Raw genomic sequence first — 14759 nt, forward strand, 5'->3', positions numbered from 1 at the left:
GCGATTTTAGCTCAGCGCGCCGTGAGCGAGGTGGACGAGGCGTCGCGCGTGCTCGGCGAGACGCTCGAAGTCGGGATCGGCCCAATTCGCGTTCGTGATCGCTCCGCCGACGCCCGCCCCGATCGCTCCCGCCTTCAGGAAATCGGCGAGGTTGCGCTCGTCGACGTTGCCGACGACGACGACAGGCAACTCGGGGTACGGGCCGAAGAGGGCTTTGAGGTACGCGGGGCCGAGGGGACCCGCCGGAAAGAGTTTCACGGCGGTCGCGCCGGAACTCATGGCGAGGTGCATCTCGGTCGGCGTCGTCGCGCCGCACAGCATTCCGAGGCCGTGCGCGGCGGCGAGGGTGTTCACGTCGGGCGTGACGTGCGGCGTCACGAGGAAGGTGGCGCCAACGTCCATCGCGCGCAAGGCGAGGTCGGGCGTGACGACCGTGCCCGCTCCCAGAATCAGGTCCTCGGGTTTCGAAGCGGCGACGGCGCGCAAGGCCTCGAAGCCGACGTCGTCATTCAGGGCGACTTCGAGCAGGCGGATACCGGCGTCGTGAAGCGTCGCGGCGAGCGTCGGCGCGTGTTCGGGCGGCACGCCGCGCAAAATCGCGACGAGCTTGTGGCGGCGCAGATCGGCGAGAAAAGTCAAGCGACGCTCCTTTCGAGCAAGCTGAGGACGCCGTGCAGGGCGGCGAGGTCCGACGTGGCTTGCGGCACGACGTGAACGAGGCGGCGGCCTTCGAGGTGCCGGGCGAACGGCTCGGTGAGGGTCGCTCGCCCGTAGAGGTAGAGGGGCGCGTCGTCGCTCGGCACGAGGCGGGCGGTTTCGTGCGCGACCACGCCGAGCAGGAACGAACCTCCCTCTTCGCGCGTGGCGCCTCGCTGGGCGGCGAGGCGGGTGAGGAAGGCGGCGCGCGACAGGCCGTGCGCTCGGGCCGCCTCGAAGCCGCGCGTCCACCACTCGAAGTCCACCTCGCTCGGCAAGGTGGCGCTCTCGGCGAGGATGGTGTGGCGCGTCAGGGCGGCGAGAAGTTCCCCGTCGAGGTTCGTGCGCGAACCCACGACGGCGTCGTCGCTCGTCAGCACGATCTTGTCGTGCGAGCCGAAGTGCAAGAAGTTGGCGGGACCGTGCAGGTCGAGCAGACGCCGAAGGCCCGCCACTTCCGTCTCCTCGCCGCGCATGACGTCGCACGCGGCGAAATCCGGCGTGTCCGTGCGAACGCCGGGCACGAAGCGGACGGTGCCGATTTCGTCGAGTTCGACGATCTTCAAGCGCTTGGCGAGGTCGTCGAAGGTGACGGGCGCGACGAGGTGCGGCACGTCGGCGAGGCCTGACGGACTGCCGATCATGCCGCACGCCACGAGGTCGAACTCGCCGAGGGCACGTCGAGCTTCGCCGACGAGATCCGCCACCTCTCGCCGCAAGCGGTTCGCGCCGCCCTCCATGGCACCGTCGCGAGCGCCGACCGTGACGCGCCGCTCGAACGCGACTTCGCGGCCGTTCCAAACGCGCAGGCGCGTGTTCGTGGTTCCGCCGTCGAGCACGCCGAGCACGCCGCTCACCACTCCGTGACGCTGCCGTCCTCGAGACGCCACACCGGATTCTTCCACGAGTGCCCGATGCGCGCCGCTTCGCGCACGCGCTCCTCGTCGATGTCGATGCCGAGGCCGGGCCGCGTGAGACGCGCGACGAAGCCGGCGGCGTAGTGGAACACGCCCGGGTCCACGAGGTAGTCGAGGAGGTCGGAGTGGACGTTGTAGTGAATGCCGAGGCTCTGCTCTTGGATGAAGGCGTTCGGAGTGCAGAAGTCGACTTGCAAGCTCGCGGCGAGCGCGATCGGACCGAGCGGGCAGTGAATGGCGAGCGCGACGTCGAACGCTTCGGCCATCGCGGCGATTTTGCGCGTCTCCAAGATGCCGCCCGCGTGGCAGGTGTCGGGTTGGACGATGTCGACGTACCCTGCCTTCAGGACTTCCTTGAAGTCCCAGCGCGTGTAGAGGCGCTCACCCGTCGCGATCGGTGTGCTGGTGTGCGTCACGATGTCTCGCAGCGCCTCGAGGTTCTCGCTCAAGACGGGCTCTTCGATGAACATGAGGCCGAACGCGTCGAGCTCCTTGGCGAGAACCTTCGCCATGCCGCGGTGCACGCGGCCATGAAAGTCCACGCCGATCATGACGCTCGGCCCGACGGCTTCGCGGACCTCGGCGATCGTGCGGACGGCCTTGTCGACCCTCGCGCGTGAATCGATCCATTCCATGCGGTCGCAGCCGTTCATCTTAATGGCGGTGAAGCCGCGGGCAACGACGGCCTTGGCGGCGTCCGCCACGTCTTGCGGAGCGTCGCCGCCCACCCACGAGTACACGCGCATCTTGTCGCGCACCGCGCCGCCCAGCATGTCGTACACGGGCACGCCGAGCGCCTTGCCGCGAATGTCCCAAAGGGCCGTCTCGATGCCGCTGAGGGCCGACGTGAGAATTGGGCCGCCTCGGTAGAAGCCGCCTCGGTAGATCGTCTGCCAAAGGTCCTCGATGCGCGTGGCGTCGAAGCCGACGACGTACTCGGCGAGTTCCTCGACGGCGGCCTTGACGGTGCTCGCGCGCCCCTCGACGATCGGTTCGCCCCATCCGACGAGGCCCGCGTCGGTCGTGACCTTCAAGAAAAGCCACCGCGGAGGCACTTGGAAGAGTTCGATGGAACGGATGCGGTCGGGTGCGCTCATGAGCCTCCTCGGGGTCGCGGACGGGAAAAGTGCGGTCAGCGTACCACGAGGCGCGAGGGCTTCACGGCGTCAAGATTGGCCGAGTCCGGGCGTGACGTCGAGGATGTACGCCATCCGCCCGCCAAGGTAGAAGTTGATGGGGCGGCGCAGCGTCACTTGACCTTGCGCGTTTTCCATGACGTGCAGCAGGTGGGGCAAGTCGCGAATCTCGATCTTCCAGCCTTCGAGTTGATTGAGGGCGAGGTGTTCGCCGCTGCCTTCGCCTTCCACGGCGGGCACGCCGACGGGCGTGGGCACGGCGCCGATCAGCATGGGCTCCACGTGTTGAATCTGGCCGGAGCGCATCACGATGAATTCCATGGGGTGAGTGTAATTCGGGTGCTTCGCGACCTCCCTTCACGCGACTTTGAGACGAACGGCGACCGGATTCGAACGGGCCGAGCGAGCTCGAGAATCGCGACAAGGCCGCTTCACGGTCTTCTTGGAGAAAGGTTCGTACGACGTGGTCCAATAAAGCATGTCTCGAGCTTTTCTGAAGGACGGGCACGACGAACCGTGGCAAGGCAAGCCCAGCAACGACGAGGAATTCGCCGTGTACTGGGGATCGGGCGTGGCGTTGGACTCGGAGCCGGTGCGGCGCGGCGACGACCTCGTGAGCTTGGTGCGCTGGGCGTACCAGCAGCCGAGGGGCCACTACCAGATTCGTGACCGCTCGGGTCGCCGCCTCGCCGAGATCGTCGCGTCCTGACCGCCTCGGAAACGCTCGCGAAATCTGACGTCGATTCCATTATTCCTCGTGTGGAACGAGGAAAATGATGTATCGGCGGTCGACACACGCAACTTCGCTCTTCGCGGCGCTTCGAGACGAAGCGGACGGCGACGCACTTCCTGATCGCGCACGACGGGCGCGGACATTTGTTCGGGTGCGCGGCCGAACTCGGCGAAAGCGCCACGTCGTTTCGCGCGTCGTGCGAAGCGCGTGGCTGGCTGGTCGCGCGCGTGCGGGCCGAGCGACTTCAAGAGCGCTTGTCGCGCGCCGCGTGAATCAGGAAGTTTTTTCCGTCGCGTCGCGCTCTTCGCGTACCCAGCGAGCGGCGCGCCACGCGTCCACGCCGAACCACGCGGCGAGGGCGAACGCGAGGAGCGCCCACGGCCAACCCACCCAAATCAACAAAGCGACGGCGAGCAGCAGCAGGAGCGCCGCGCCGACGGCGCTGCTACGAAGAACTTGAACGGGCGAGAGACGACGCATGCGCCCATCATGGCGCGGAACGCGACTCGGCGCCATGAAAGAGCTCTCATGCGCTCAAGAATCGCGTTGGGGCCGCGTGAAGACCCACAGTTGATAAGCGTTGCGAAGCAGCAACACGGCCGCGAGAATGGCGACGGGCCACTGCTCCTTGAGACCCGCCGAGATGCCGAGCATGCCTGCGAGCGCGGCGATCGCCGTCACGAGCCAGACACGCCATGCCGGAACGTTGAACTTCAAATCTTCCCTCCGCGCTCAGCCTAGCGGCGCGAAGCGAGAAGTGCGTGTGACGGTCAGCGCTTTGTGGTTTTCAAAACGGTGATGCACAACGCCGTCATGTTCGGATCGACGTCGATCGCGGCGACGGTGGCGACGTAGTACGTGAGCCCGGCCGTCTTGGCATTCGTGAGGGTACGCCAACGCGTCGGCATGGCGTTGCCTCCGGCGAAGTTCGCCCACGCCGTCGCGCCCTTGAACCCGGCCTTGGCGAGCTTCGCGTCGAGAGTCTTGCGCACGGCGTCGGGTTTGCCGGGCGCGAGGAGTTGCATGGAGCGCACGAAGGTCTGATTTTGCGGAAGGGACTCGCGCCAGCGTTGCTCGGACGCGACGCACATCGTGGAGGCGCCCGCGTCGGCCTTGACGGTGTCGGCGAGACGAAAGAGGAAGTCGTCGATGTTCTGAGCGAGGGCGACGCCTAGGAAAAGCGTCAGGGCAGGAGCGAGAACGCGAAGATGAAGCATGAGGGTTCCTCCGAAAACCTTTGAAGTGTGTAAGCTCAGCATGACACTTTCTCGAGCCTTTTGCAGCAAGTTGTTCATCCGAGGCAAAGGTGGCGAGCGCGCTCTTGCCAACGGTCTCGCGGGGTACACTGAGCTCGACGGCCTGCGGGCCCCAGGAGCAGCATGTGGATTTCGACGAAAGCACAATACGGCCTGCGCGCGCTCATCGAGATCGGTAAACGACCCGACGAGGCCGTGCCGCTCAAGGACGTCGCCGACAAGCAGGGCATCAGCCAACCTTATCTCGAGCAACTCGCGGCGCAGCTTCGCCGTTCGGGCTTCATCCGCTCGGTGCGCGGCGCCCACGGCGGCTACCGCCTCGCGCGCGCGCCCGAAGCGATCGTCGCGTACGACGTCGTCGTGGCAATGGAAGGAAGTCTCTCGCCCGTTTCGTGCCTGGAGGAGGACGGAACGTGCGTGCGTGCGGGCTCGTGCGCGACCGAGGGCTTGTGGCGACGCGTGGACGAGGCGGTGCGGGGCGTGCTGTCGGGCACCACGCTCGCCGACCTCATCCACGAGAACCTCGTGATCGAGCAGTCGCGTCTCGTGCAGCTCGAAGCGGCTTTTCCGGCCGACTGAGCACCTCGGCGAGCGTCGCGCTAAACTAATCGCTCGTGAACCGACTGTACACCCGCGCGCTTCGGCCCCTGCTGTTCCGCCTCGACGCCGAGGACGCGCATCACGTCACGCTCGCCGGCTTGCGGCGAGCGGTTCGCGTTCCGGGCGCCCTCGAAGCCCTCGAAGCGCTGTACGGCACGCCGCCGTCCGGCGTCCTCGCGTCGACGGTATTCGGCCTCTCGTTCGCTTCTCCGATCGGGCTGGCCGCAGGACTCGACAAGAACGCAATGAGCGTCGAGGCGTGGGGCCGCGTCGGGTTGGGCTTTCTCGAAGTCGGGACGGTCACGCCGAGACCCCAAGGCGGAAATCCGAGGCCGCGCTTGTTTCGCCTGCCGTCGGACGCGGCCCTCATCAACCGCATGGGGTTCAACAACGACGGCGCGGACGTCGTCGCCGAGCGCTTGACGCGGTTGCGCGAGCGACGCGTGCCGCTCGGCGTGAACATCGGCAAGAACAAGGACACGCCGAACGAGGAAGCCGAGCTCGACTACCGAGCTTGCCTGCGCTCGCTGTACGCTCACGGCGACTTCTTCGTCGTGAACGTCTCGTCGCCGAACACGCCGGGGTTGCGCGCCTTGCAAGCGGGCGATGAGCTTGCCCGCCTGTTGCGCGGCGTGCTGAACGAGGCCGACGACCTCAGGGTGCGCCACCTGCTGCCCGCCAAGCCGATTCTCGTGAAGATCGCGCCGGACCTCACCGATTTCGAATTGGAAACGACCGTGTCGGCGGCCGTGTCGGCGGGCGTGGGCGGTTTCGTCGTGTCGAACACGACGCTGTCGCGCGATCACTTGACGCACGAGAAGCGCGGCGAGACGGGCGGCCTCAGCGGCCGCCCGTTGCGTGAGCGCAGCACGGCGCTCGTTCGCCGCGTTCACCGACTCACGAAGGGGCGCGTGCCGATCGTCGGATCGGGAGGCGTGTTCACGGGACGCGACGCCTACGACAAGATCAAGGCGGGCGCGAGCCTCGTGGAAGTGTACACGGCGCTCGTGTACGAGGGGCCGGGCCTGGCGCGGCGCGTGAACGCCGAGTTGACGGCCCTGCTGAGCGCCGACGGCTTGACGCACGTGTCGCAAGCCGTCGGCGTTGACGCCTGACGACGTCTCTCGAAAGGACGTCACGCGGACGCCTCGGCGTTCGAAGTTGCCGGGCACCCTCGGGTGCCCGGCAGGGCGTCACGCGCCGCGTTGAAAGGCGACGCGACCTGCGACGAGCGTCAAAGTCGGCCAGCCACGCAGCACTTCTCCTGCCCACGGGCTGAACTTCGCCTTGCTTCGAAACGTGCTCGGTTCCACGGCCCGCTCGGTGTCGAGGTCGAGGATCGTGAGGTCGGCGGGCGCGCCGGGTTCCAAGGTCGGCGCGTCCCAGCCCATGACGCGGGCGGCGCCGCTCGTGAAGAGGTCGACGAGCTTTTGGAGCCCCAGCGTGTCCGCGAAGCGGGTGTACATCAGCGGAAACGCGACTTCGATGGACGGAATGCCGAAGGGCGCGGTGAGAAGGTCGCGTTCCTTCTCGGAGCTCGTGTGTGGCGCGTGGTCGGTGCCGACCGCGTCCACGGTGCCGTCCGAAAGTCCTCGCAGCAACGCGGCGGCGTCCTCGCTCGTTCTCAGGGGCGGCGCAACCTTGTACTGCGCGTCGAAGCCGCGCAGGTGCTCGTGGGTGAGGGTGAGGTGGTGCGGGCAGACTTCGCAGGTGATCGGCACGCCGTCGGCCTTCGCGCGCCGCACGAGGTCGAGCGCGCGTGCGGTCGAGAGGTGCTGGACGTGCAGCCGCGCTTTGGTGAGGCGCGCGATCTCGATGTCGCGGGCGACGCGGGCCGACTCCGCCTCGGCGGGATTGCCGGGCAAGCCGAGCGCTTCGGACACTTCGCCTTCATGCATCACGCCGTCGGCTCGCAGCGTGGCGTCCTCGGCGTGCACGGACACGACCATGTCGAGGGAGGACGCGTACTCCAAGCCGAGCCGCAAGACGCGGGCGTCCTCGTTCGTGCGTCCGTCGTCGGTGAACATCGCGGCGCCCGCGTCTTTGAGCAAGGCGAGTTCGGCGAGTTCCTTGCCTTGCTGGCCTTTCGTGAGGGCGGCGGCGGGCCTCAGGCGCGCGAACCCGAGGCGCGCGGCCTTCTCGGCGAGTTGGCGCACGATCGCGGGGTCGTCCACGACGGGGCTGGTGTTCGGCATGGACACGACCGTGCCGTAACCGCCCGCCGCTGCCGCCGCGAGGCCCGAGGCGAGGTCTTCTTTTTCTTCTTGCCCGGGCTCGCGCAGGTGGGCGTGCAACTCGATGAGGGCGGGCACGATCGTGCCGCCCCCACCGTCGAGGGTGACGTCGGCGTCGACGGCGAGGTTCCAGCCGAGAATCTTGTCGCCGTCGACGAAGAGGACTTCTTCGGCGTCGCTTCCGACGCGTTTCACGTTGACGATCTTGAGCATGTCAGGCGCCCCTTCCGACGAGGAGGTGGTACAGCACGCTCATGCGAACGGCGAGGCCGTTCTCGACTTGCCGCACGATGAGGGCGCGGGGCGAGTCGGCGAGCGAGCCCGAGATTTCGACGTCGCGGTTCATCGGGCCGGGGTGCAGAACGAACGCGCCGTCTCGGGCGCGCTCCATGAGGGCCTCGTTGACTTGGTATGTCGCGGCGTACTCTTCGAGGCTGCCGAGGTACCCGGCGTTCATGCGCTCGCGTTGCAGCCGCAAGGCCATGACGGCGTCGGCGCCTTTGACGGCTTCGTTGACGTCCGTCGTGAGGGTGACACCTCGGCGGGCGAGTTCTTTGGGAAGCAGCGTCGCGGGTCCGCACAGCGTGACGCTGGCGCCGAGCATCGGAAGGAGTTCGGCGTTGGAGCGCGCGACGCGGCTGTGGCGGACGTCACCGACGATCGTGATCTTCTTGCCTTCGAGCGAGCCGAACTTCTCGCGCAGCGTGTACGCGTCGAGCAGGGCTTGCGTGGGATGGGCGCGGCGACCGTCTCCGGCGTTGATGGTGGGCTTGGCGCTGTACTTGTTCACGAGATGCGCGGCGCCCGACGCCTCGTGCCGCACGATGAACGCGTCCACGCCGAGGGCGTTGAGGGTTTCGATGGTGTCGCGCAGCGATTCGCCTTTGGACAAACTGCTCGCTCCGGCGGCGAACGTGACGACGTCGGCGCTCATGCGGCGCGCGGCGAGTTCGAACGAGAGGCGCGTGCGCGTGGAGTTTTCGAAGAAGGCCGTGCAGATCGTCATTCCCTGCAAGGCGGGCACCTTCTTGACGGGCCGCGCGAGGACTTCGTGCATGACGTCGGCGGTGTCGAAGATCGCTTGGACTTGTTCGGCCGTCCAGTCCGCGAAGTCGAGCAGGGAGCGCGTCATTCGTCCTCCCAGAGTTCCACGACGTCCGCTTCGTCGCTTTCGGCAAGCTTGACTTTCACGACCTCGCTGCGGGCAGTGGGAAGGTTCTTGCCGACGTAGTCGGCTCGAATGGGCAGCTCGCGGTGGCCGCGGTCGATGAGGACGGCGAGTTGGATGCTCGACGGTCGCCCGAGGTCGGTGAGGGCGTCGAGGGCGGCGCGCACGGTACGTCCGGTGTACAAGACGTCGTCGATGAGGACGACTTTGCGGCGCGCGATGTCGAAGGGCACTTCGGTTTTGCGGACGATAGGTTGGTGCGCGATTTCGCTGAGATCGTCGCGGTAGAGCGTGATGTCGAGCTTGCCGAGGGGCACGTCGACGCCTTCGAGTTCGCGTAGTTTCGCGCCGAGTCGCGCGGCGAGCGGGATGCCGCGCGTGTGCACGCCGATCAAGGCGAGGTCGGCGGCGCCCTTGTTGCGCTCGAGGATTTCGTGGGCGATGCGGGTGAGGGCGCGGGCGATGTCGCCACTTTCGAGGATGGTGGCCTTGAAGTTCACGTCTTGCCCTCGGTGTGGTGGGTCGGCGTGAAAAAACGACCGCTCGACGTGGGTCGGCGGCGGCGTGGTGATGCGTTCATGCGTTCTCCCTTCTCGCCTCGCGGGGCGGGGGCGGCCTCTCTGGACCGCGTTAAAGGACCTTTGGAAGGCTACGCCTCGCGGGCCGTTCGCGCAAGAGGACGAGTAAAGACGCAGTTAACTTGACAAGGTAACACTCAGGTTAGTAGTATGGTGCCTGTCAAGGAGGTCCTTCAGATGATGCGATTCGATCCTTTCCGCGAAATTGAGGAACTTCAGCAACGCGTCGACCGCATGTTCGGCACGAACGCCACCTCGGGCCGCTTCGCGCCGCTCGTGGACGTCCACGAAGACGAAGGCGGGCTGGAAATCAGCCTCGACCTTCCCGGCATCGCTCCCGAGGGCATCAAGCTCGAGGCCGAGAACAACACCGTGACGGTCTCCGCCGAGCGCAAGTACGACAACACCCAAAACCGCACCGCCCACCGCACCGAACGCGCCTACGGCACCTTCGTCCGCACTTTCAACATTCCCAGCCGCTACGACCTTGCCAAGATCGAGGCGACGCATCAGCACGGCACGCTCACCTTGCGCATTCCACGCGCCGAGCAGGCCATGCGCCGCGCCATCCCGATCAAAAGCACGGTCAGCAATCAAGGGCGGCCGCAAGCGCTCGAAGTGAGCGCGAACGAGCAACACCAGTAACGCCTCGAGCAACGACCCCGCCTTTCGGCGGGGTCGTTCGCGTTACTTCTGCACGAGCTTGACTTCGAACAACGTCGGCCAGAGCTTGCCCGTCAGGAACAAGCGCTTCGTCGCGGCGTCGTATGCGATGCCGTTGAGTACGGCGTTGGGATCGGTCGCCTTCACCTCGTCGGCGAGGTTCGTCGCGTCGATCCACGCCGTGACCCGGCCCGTCGAGGGATCGATTCGGGCGATGCGGTTCGTGAGCCACACGTTCGCGTACACCTGCCCGTCGACGAACTCGAGCTCGTTGAGGTTCGCGACTGGACCCTCGGGACTCGTCACGGCGACTTTGCGCACGACTTGGAACGTCGTCGGGTCGAGGAAGAACAAGTTCGACGAACCGTCCGAGAGGATGAGGTTCGAGCCGTTCGACGTCAGCCCCCACCCTTCGCTGAAGAAGGTGCCGACGGGGTACGCGAAGGTGCGCTGCAAGGCGAACGTCGCCTTGTCGAGGACGTACGCGACGTTCGATCGCCACGTGAGCTGCACGATCCGTCCTCCGGGCGCGGGCGCGATGCCCTCGCCGAAGTTCGACGCGGGCAAGGCGCGGCGCTGCAGCACCTCGCCCGTCTCCAGCTTCACGCGCCGCAGTTCCGAGCGGCCTTCCAATCCCGTTCCCTCGAACAGCACGCCGTTGTCCAAGAAAAGTCCTTGAGTGAACGCGCCCGCGTCGTGCACGTAGCGCTTCACGACCTCCACGCGCAACGTCGGAACGGACGCCGTGGACTGAGAGCTCGCGCAAGACGAGCAGAGCAACGAAAGGGCGACGAGCGTCGAAGCGGCGAAACGCGGAGGCATGGAGGCATGATACGCCGACGACGAGCGCGCTTTCGCGCGACCTTCAGAAAAATGGCACTACACTGGGGTGTGCGCGTCGTCCTCTTTTTGCAAGTCGTGGTGCTGCTCGCGCTCGCCGCCTACGTCGTGCTGCTGCAACTCGAAAACCCCGTGCGGGTCATGCTGCCCTTGCCGGGCGGCAACACCAGCATGCCGCTCGGTCTCGTGCTCGGCGGCGGTCTGCTGATCGGCGCGGCCTACACGGCCTTCCTCTTTTTGCCCGCCATGCTGCGCGCCGCCTCGTTGCGTCGCCAAGAGCAAGCTCGGCGCCGGGAAGCCGAGACGAAACTGGGGGCGGCCTTGCAAGCCAAGCTCGCCGCCACGCCGCCTACGCTGTCCGTCGCCGAGTCGGCAGACAGCCAGGAGGGCGCGTGACGCCGTCGGCGAAGTGGGTGCTGGCCAAGCCTTCGACACGCGAGGATCTGCTGCGAACGATGGCGGAATTCGAGGTGAGCCCCGCCCTCGCGCAAGTCCTCTTGTCCAGAGGGTTTGCCCGCGCGCACCTCACGCCCGAACTGAGCCTCTCGCCGAATCCCGCGCTTCACGAGGCCGCGCGTCGGCTCGTGGCGGCCATGCGCGCGAAGAAGCGCGTCCGCATCCACGGCGATTACGATGCCGACGGCGTCACCGCCACGGCCGTGCTGGTGATGGGTCTGCGTGAACTCGGCGCGAACGTGCACGGCTTCATTCCTCACCGGCTCAACGAAGGGTACGGCGTTCACCCCGACAAGGTCGAAGAGCACGCGCTCGCCTGCGATTTGCTGCTCACCGTGGACTGCGGCGTCACCAACCTCGCCGAGGTGCGCGCCCTTCTCGACAAAGGCGTGGAGGTCATCGTCACCGACCACCACTCGCCCGGACCGGACTTTCCGCCGTGCCTCGTCGTGCACCCCAAGCTCACACCGAACTACGACCACGACCTGCACAACCTTACCGGCGCGGGCGTCGCGTACCACCTGTTGTGGGCCGTACACGAGGCGCTGCAGCTTCCGCCGCCGCTGAAGTACGCCGACATCGCCACGATCGGCATCGTGGCGGACGTCGCGCCCCTCGTCGGAGAGAACCGCGCGCTCGTCACGGCGGGCCTCGCGCGCTTCCGCACGTCGGAGCATCCCGGCATTCGCGCCCTGATGGGTTCGCAAAAGCTGGAGCGCGTCACGGCGCGCGACGTGGCGTTCATCCTCGCGCCCCGCATCAACGCCGCGGGCCGCCTCGGCGAGGCGGACCTCGCGCTGGAACTGCTCACCACGCCGTCGAAGCAGCGGGCCGCCGAGCTCGCGGTGTACCTCGATCAGCGCAACAAGGACCGCCGCGTCATCCAAGACCGCATGTTCAAGGAAGCGCTGGACATCGTGGAGCCGAGCGATCCCGCCATCGTCGTCACGCACGAGTCGTGGCACGCGGGCATCATGGGCATCGTCGCCAGCAAACTGCTCGAGACGTTCTACAAGCCGGTGTTCATCATCGCGCAGGGCAAGGGCAGCGTTCGCTCCACGCCCGGCATCTCCGCCGTGGACGGCTTGCGCGCCGCCGCCGACCTTCTCAAGCGCTTCGGCGGACACACGGGCGCCGCCGGATTCGCGTTGTACGACGAGAACATCCCGAAACTGCGTGAGCGCCTCCACGACTTCGCGCGTCGATTTCCGCCGCCGGAACGGGTGCACCACCTCGACGCGGCCCTCCCGACGGGCGCCGCCGTGATGTCGCTGCTGAGCGAAATCGACGCGTTCGAGCCGTACGGGGAAGGTCACCGACCGCCCCTCTGGTGGCTGCGAACGGAATTGCAAGACTCGCGGCTCGTGGGCAAGAATGGCGATTCGCTGCAGTTCAAGGTGGGACGCGACAAGGGCATCCTTCACGGCACGGCGAAACTGCCCAGAGGCACGCAAGATCTGGCCGCCACCTTGCGCCGCGACACCTACAACGGTCGCGAGCGCCTCGAGTTCGCGGGCGTCGCCGTGCGGCCCGCGAACCGCGTCGAGTTGGAAGGCGCGTCCGATGGACCGCGCCTTCCGAGGCTCGAGCCGAAAGACGCCATGGGCCGCGTGCGTGGCGGAACGCTCGCCTACGCCGACGGCAGCGTCGCCGACTACCTGCAGACGAACGTGCCCGGCGTGCGCTTCGTGCAGCCCGGCGAGCGCGTGCGGCAAGAAATCGTGCTGTTCGGCTTGCCGTCCGAGGACGACTTGCGCGCGTGGTTGCGCGAGGGACACGTGACCTTCGCCTGGGGTCCCAAGACGCTCGAAGCGCTGCGAGGACGCTACGGCTACCACCGCGAAGGCTTGGCGCTCGACGCGGACGCCGACGTGCTCGCCGAACTCGGCGTGCGCAGCGCGATCGAGTTGCGCGGCGCCGAGTTGTGGCGCTCGGCGCGTTGGCGCGAGGACGCCGCCGATGCTTACCGCCGCTGGCTGTGGGCCCACTTGTACGAAGGCCTCGACGACGCGGGCTGGTCGAGCGCCGTGCTGGCGCTCACGGGCGTCCGCGCGGGCGAGCATGACGAGACGCTCGGCGTCCTCGCGCCCGGCGATTGAGGCGTCGAGGGGCGCCTGGGCGCCGCGTTCTTCGAACAGCCTTTACGCTTCGGCCACGAAGAATTCCGCGCCCACGCCACCCTCGGCCGCATCGCGCCGCGCTTCCTCGTGGCGGCCGAGGGCGCGAAGCGCGAGCACCCGCGCGGGTGAACCGAGCGCCGCACGAATCAGCGCCTTTTCGGCGGTCAGCGCGGCCTTGCTCGGCGAACCGACGCGCGCTTGCGCGAGGGCGAGCACGGCCAGCAGGTAGGCGTCCGCCGCCTCGCCCGTCACCTCGGCGACCTTGAGCCCCTCGGCGAGGGCATGCAAGGCGAGCCGCGGCTCCGCGGCGGAGAGATGCAGTTCGCCGAGCAGGGCGGCGGCGGCGACGAGCGCGGGCGCGTCCCCCTCGAGTCGAGCGAGATCGCGGGCGGCGAGGGCGTCGGCAGGCGCTTTCGTCACGCGGGCGCGCAACACGAGCACGCGGGCACTCATTGGCAACTGTTCGAGGAGCCGAGCGGCCTCTCGAAGCTTGCCCGCGTGCACGAGGGCAACGACGTGGGCGATCTCGGCGCTCAAATTCGGATGTTTCCGCCGGCGATCTGGATGCTGATCACCACGAGCGCCAGCACGCCAATCCACGCGCCGATCACGACGCCACGATTTCGGCTGCGTGACACGCCGTGCGCGATCCCGATCGCGGCGAACATCAAGATAGGATGCCAGATGCTCACGCTCGGACGGTCGAGCAGCCACAGCAACAGACCGATCGCGACGTTGATGTCGAGCAGCACGGGCGCGATTCGCTGCACCGGCTGACCGCGCCGCAGCAGAAAAAAGGCCACCACGAGCATCGGAACGAGTTGCAGCAAGTGGCCGTACCACGTGTGAACGTTGTAAAGCAGCATGCGCTCATTTTGGCCGAGGAGAGCTTCTTTGGCGAGGGACGATCCTCGCAGGCGCGCTCGAAAGCGGCGCGGTCAGGCGCTCATGGCAGAGTCGAGGCCGAGAAAACGCCACAGCGCGCGCCGCGGTACCCTGAGGCCCGCGCCGCTCTCCACGGCGGTGAGACGACCGTCGCGAATCCATCGGCGCACCGTCCGCTCGTGACAGCCCGTGTATTCGCAGACTTCGCTGACCTTCAGCAACTTCGGCAAGCTCTCGAACTGCTCGTGCAACGTCAAGGAATCACCTCCCATGAGGCGAAAGGCGAAACGACAAAAACGGCCTCCACGAGGGAGGCCGTTTTCCGAGGGGCAGTCACGTGCGCTGGACGATCATCCATCGTCGGACCGAAACCACTATCAAGCGTCTTGGCGTTCAACTTGCCTCAGTATATATCGCTCGCTCGTCAAGGCGTCGTCAACTTTTTCTCGAAGCATTCTTGATCTTTCAAGGATGGCG

Annotated in this window: 20 protein-coding genes; 6 read left to right on the forward strand and 14 right to left on the reverse strand. The window is 67.0% G+C overall.

The genetic code is table 11. From position 1 onward, the window contains the following. Positions 1–6: 6 nt before the first annotated feature. The 4 genes from DES52_RS00705 to DES52_RS00720 all read right to left on the reverse strand — a co-directional run bounded on the left by DES52_RS00705 (position 7) and on the right by DES52_RS00720 (position 3070). Positions 7–639: a bifunctional 4-hydroxy-2-oxoglutarate aldolase/2-dehydro-3-deoxy-phosphogluconate aldolase gene (locus DES52_RS00705; RefSeq protein ID WP_110884838.1), complete on the reverse strand. Its 633-nt coding sequence runs from the start codon at positions 637–639 to the stop codon at positions 7–9. Next, positions 636–1553 carry a 2-dehydro-3-deoxygalactonokinase gene (locus DES52_RS00710; RefSeq protein ID WP_170130826.1) on the reverse strand — a complete coding sequence of 306 codons (918 nt, stop codon included), beginning with the start codon at positions 1551–1553 and terminating at the stop codon, positions 636–638. The genes DES52_RS00705 and DES52_RS00710 overlap by 4 nt, the downstream gene beginning before the upstream one ends. Beyond that, a complete protein-coding gene (dgoD, locus tag DES52_RS00715; RefSeq protein ID WP_110884840.1) occupies positions 1550–2710 on the reverse strand; it encodes a galactonate dehydratase in 1161 nt (386 codons plus the stop codon). Before dgoD ends, DES52_RS00710 begins: the two co-directional genes overlap by 4 nt. A gap of 69 nt (positions 2711–2779) precedes the next feature. Continuing rightward, positions 2780–3070 (reverse strand): hypothetical protein, encoded by a 291-nt coding sequence (locus DES52_RS00720; RefSeq protein WP_110884841.1) that lies wholly within the window; start codon positions 3068–3070, stop codon positions 2780–2782. 157 nt (positions 3071–3227) lie between these two features. On the opposite strand from DES52_RS00720, the gene DES52_RS00725 reads away from it, so the two are divergent. After that, positions 3228–3458, forward strand: coding sequence for a hypothetical protein (locus DES52_RS00725; RefSeq protein WP_110884842.1), 231 nt, complete (start codon positions 3228–3230; stop codon positions 3456–3458). A 297-nt stretch (positions 3459–3755) separates the two neighbouring features. Here the strand turns inward: DES52_RS00725 and DES52_RS00730 are convergent, their stop codons facing one another. From DES52_RS00730 to DES52_RS00740, 3 genes are read right to left on the reverse strand one after another with little or no spacing between them, the layout of a single operon-like run. Continuing rightward, a complete protein-coding gene (locus DES52_RS00730; protein WP_110884843.1) occupies positions 3756–3962 on the reverse strand; it encodes a hypothetical protein in 207 nt (68 codons plus the stop codon). A gap of 54 nt (positions 3963–4016) precedes the next feature. After that, on the reverse strand, positions 4017–4199 hold the full coding sequence (locus DES52_RS00735) for a hypothetical protein (RefSeq protein WP_110884844.1): 183 nt from the start codon (positions 4197–4199) through the stop codon (positions 4017–4019). Positions 4200–4252: 53 nt separating this feature from the next. Further along, positions 4253–4699, reverse strand: coding sequence for a hypothetical protein (locus tag DES52_RS00740; protein ID WP_110884845.1), 447 nt, complete (start codon positions 4697–4699; stop codon positions 4253–4255). A gap of 162 nt (positions 4700–4861) precedes the next feature. Here DES52_RS00740 and DES52_RS00745 point away from each other — a divergent pair, with 162 nt between their 5' ends. Together DES52_RS00745 and DES52_RS00750 are read left to right on the forward strand one after the other, a co-directional pair. Continuing rightward, complete coding sequence (locus tag DES52_RS00745; RefSeq protein WP_110884846.1) at positions 4862–5317, forward strand: RrF2 family transcriptional regulator; 456 nt, start codon at positions 4862–4864, stop codon at positions 5315–5317. 44 nt (positions 5318–5361) lie between these two features. Then, entirely contained in the window at positions 5362–6453 is a 1092-nt protein-coding gene (locus DES52_RS00750; RefSeq protein ID WP_211317843.1) for a quinone-dependent dihydroorotate dehydrogenase, read from the forward strand. A gap of 78 nt (positions 6454–6531) precedes the next feature. Here the strand turns inward: DES52_RS00750 and DES52_RS00755 are convergent, their stop codons facing one another. Genes DES52_RS00755 through pyrR form a run of 3 tightly spaced genes read right to left on the reverse strand, consistent with a single transcriptional unit; the run spans position 6532 to position 9240 of the window. Beyond that, entirely contained in the window at positions 6532–7785 is a 1254-nt protein-coding gene (locus tag DES52_RS00755) for a dihydroorotase (RefSeq protein ID WP_110884848.1), read from the reverse strand. A 1-nt stretch (position 7786) separates the two neighbouring features. Continuing rightward, a complete protein-coding gene (locus tag DES52_RS00760) occupies positions 7787–8704 on the reverse strand; it encodes an aspartate carbamoyltransferase catalytic subunit (protein WP_110884849.1) in 918 nt (305 codons plus the stop codon). Then, positions 8701–9240: a bifunctional pyr operon transcriptional regulator/uracil phosphoribosyltransferase PyrR gene (gene pyrR / locus DES52_RS00765; protein ID WP_110884850.1), complete on the reverse strand. Its 540-nt coding sequence runs from the start codon at positions 9238–9240 to the stop codon at positions 8701–8703. The genes DES52_RS00760 and pyrR overlap by 4 nt, the downstream gene beginning before the upstream one ends. A 255-nt stretch (positions 9241–9495) precedes the next feature. On the opposite strand from pyrR, the gene DES52_RS00770 reads away from it, so the two are divergent. Next, a complete protein-coding gene (locus DES52_RS00770; RefSeq protein WP_110884851.1) occupies positions 9496–9963 on the forward strand; it encodes an Hsp20/alpha crystallin family protein in 468 nt (155 codons plus the stop codon). 42 nt (positions 9964–10005) lie between these two features. Here DES52_RS00770 and DES52_RS00775 read toward each other — a convergent pair whose 3' ends face one another. Then, a complete protein-coding gene (locus tag DES52_RS00775) occupies positions 10006–10803 on the reverse strand; it encodes a glutaminyl-peptide cyclotransferase (protein ID WP_110884852.1) in 798 nt (265 codons plus the stop codon). A 69-nt stretch (positions 10804–10872) separates the two neighbouring features. Between DES52_RS00775 and DES52_RS00780 the strand changes: the two genes are divergently transcribed. Then, positions 10873–11217 carry a lipopolysaccharide assembly protein LapA domain-containing protein gene (locus DES52_RS00780; RefSeq protein ID WP_110884853.1) on the forward strand — a complete coding sequence of 115 codons (345 nt, stop codon included), beginning with the start codon at positions 10873–10875 and terminating at the stop codon, positions 11215–11217. A 59-nt stretch (positions 11218–11276) separates the two neighbouring features. Beyond that, on the forward strand, positions 11277–13376 hold the full coding sequence (gene recJ, locus DES52_RS00785) for a single-stranded-DNA-specific exonuclease RecJ (protein WP_110885170.1): 2100 nt from the start codon (positions 11277–11279) through the stop codon (positions 13374–13376). Between the two features lie 42 nt (positions 13377–13418). Here the strand turns inward: recJ and DES52_RS00790 are convergent, their stop codons facing one another. The 3 genes from DES52_RS00790 to DES52_RS00800 form a co-directional block, all read right to left on the reverse strand. Beyond that, complete coding sequence (locus DES52_RS00790; RefSeq protein WP_110884854.1) at positions 13419–13934, reverse strand: hypothetical protein; 516 nt, start codon at positions 13932–13934, stop codon at positions 13419–13421. After that, complete coding sequence (locus DES52_RS00795; protein ID WP_110884855.1) at positions 13931–14263, reverse strand: pilus assembly protein; 333 nt, start codon at positions 14261–14263, stop codon at positions 13931–13933. Before DES52_RS00795 ends, DES52_RS00790 begins: the two co-directional genes overlap by 4 nt. 72 nt (positions 14264–14335) lie before the next feature. Next, complete coding sequence (locus DES52_RS00800; RefSeq protein ID WP_110885171.1) at positions 14336–14539, reverse strand: helix-turn-helix domain-containing protein; 204 nt, start codon at positions 14537–14539, stop codon at positions 14336–14338. Between the last annotated feature and the right edge of the window lie 220 nt (positions 14540–14759).

This window comes from Deinococcus yavapaiensis KR-236, from assembly GCF_003217515.1.
Lineage (GTDB): Bacteria > Deinococcota > Deinococci > Deinococcales > Deinococcaceae > Deinococcus_A > Deinococcus_A yavapaiensis.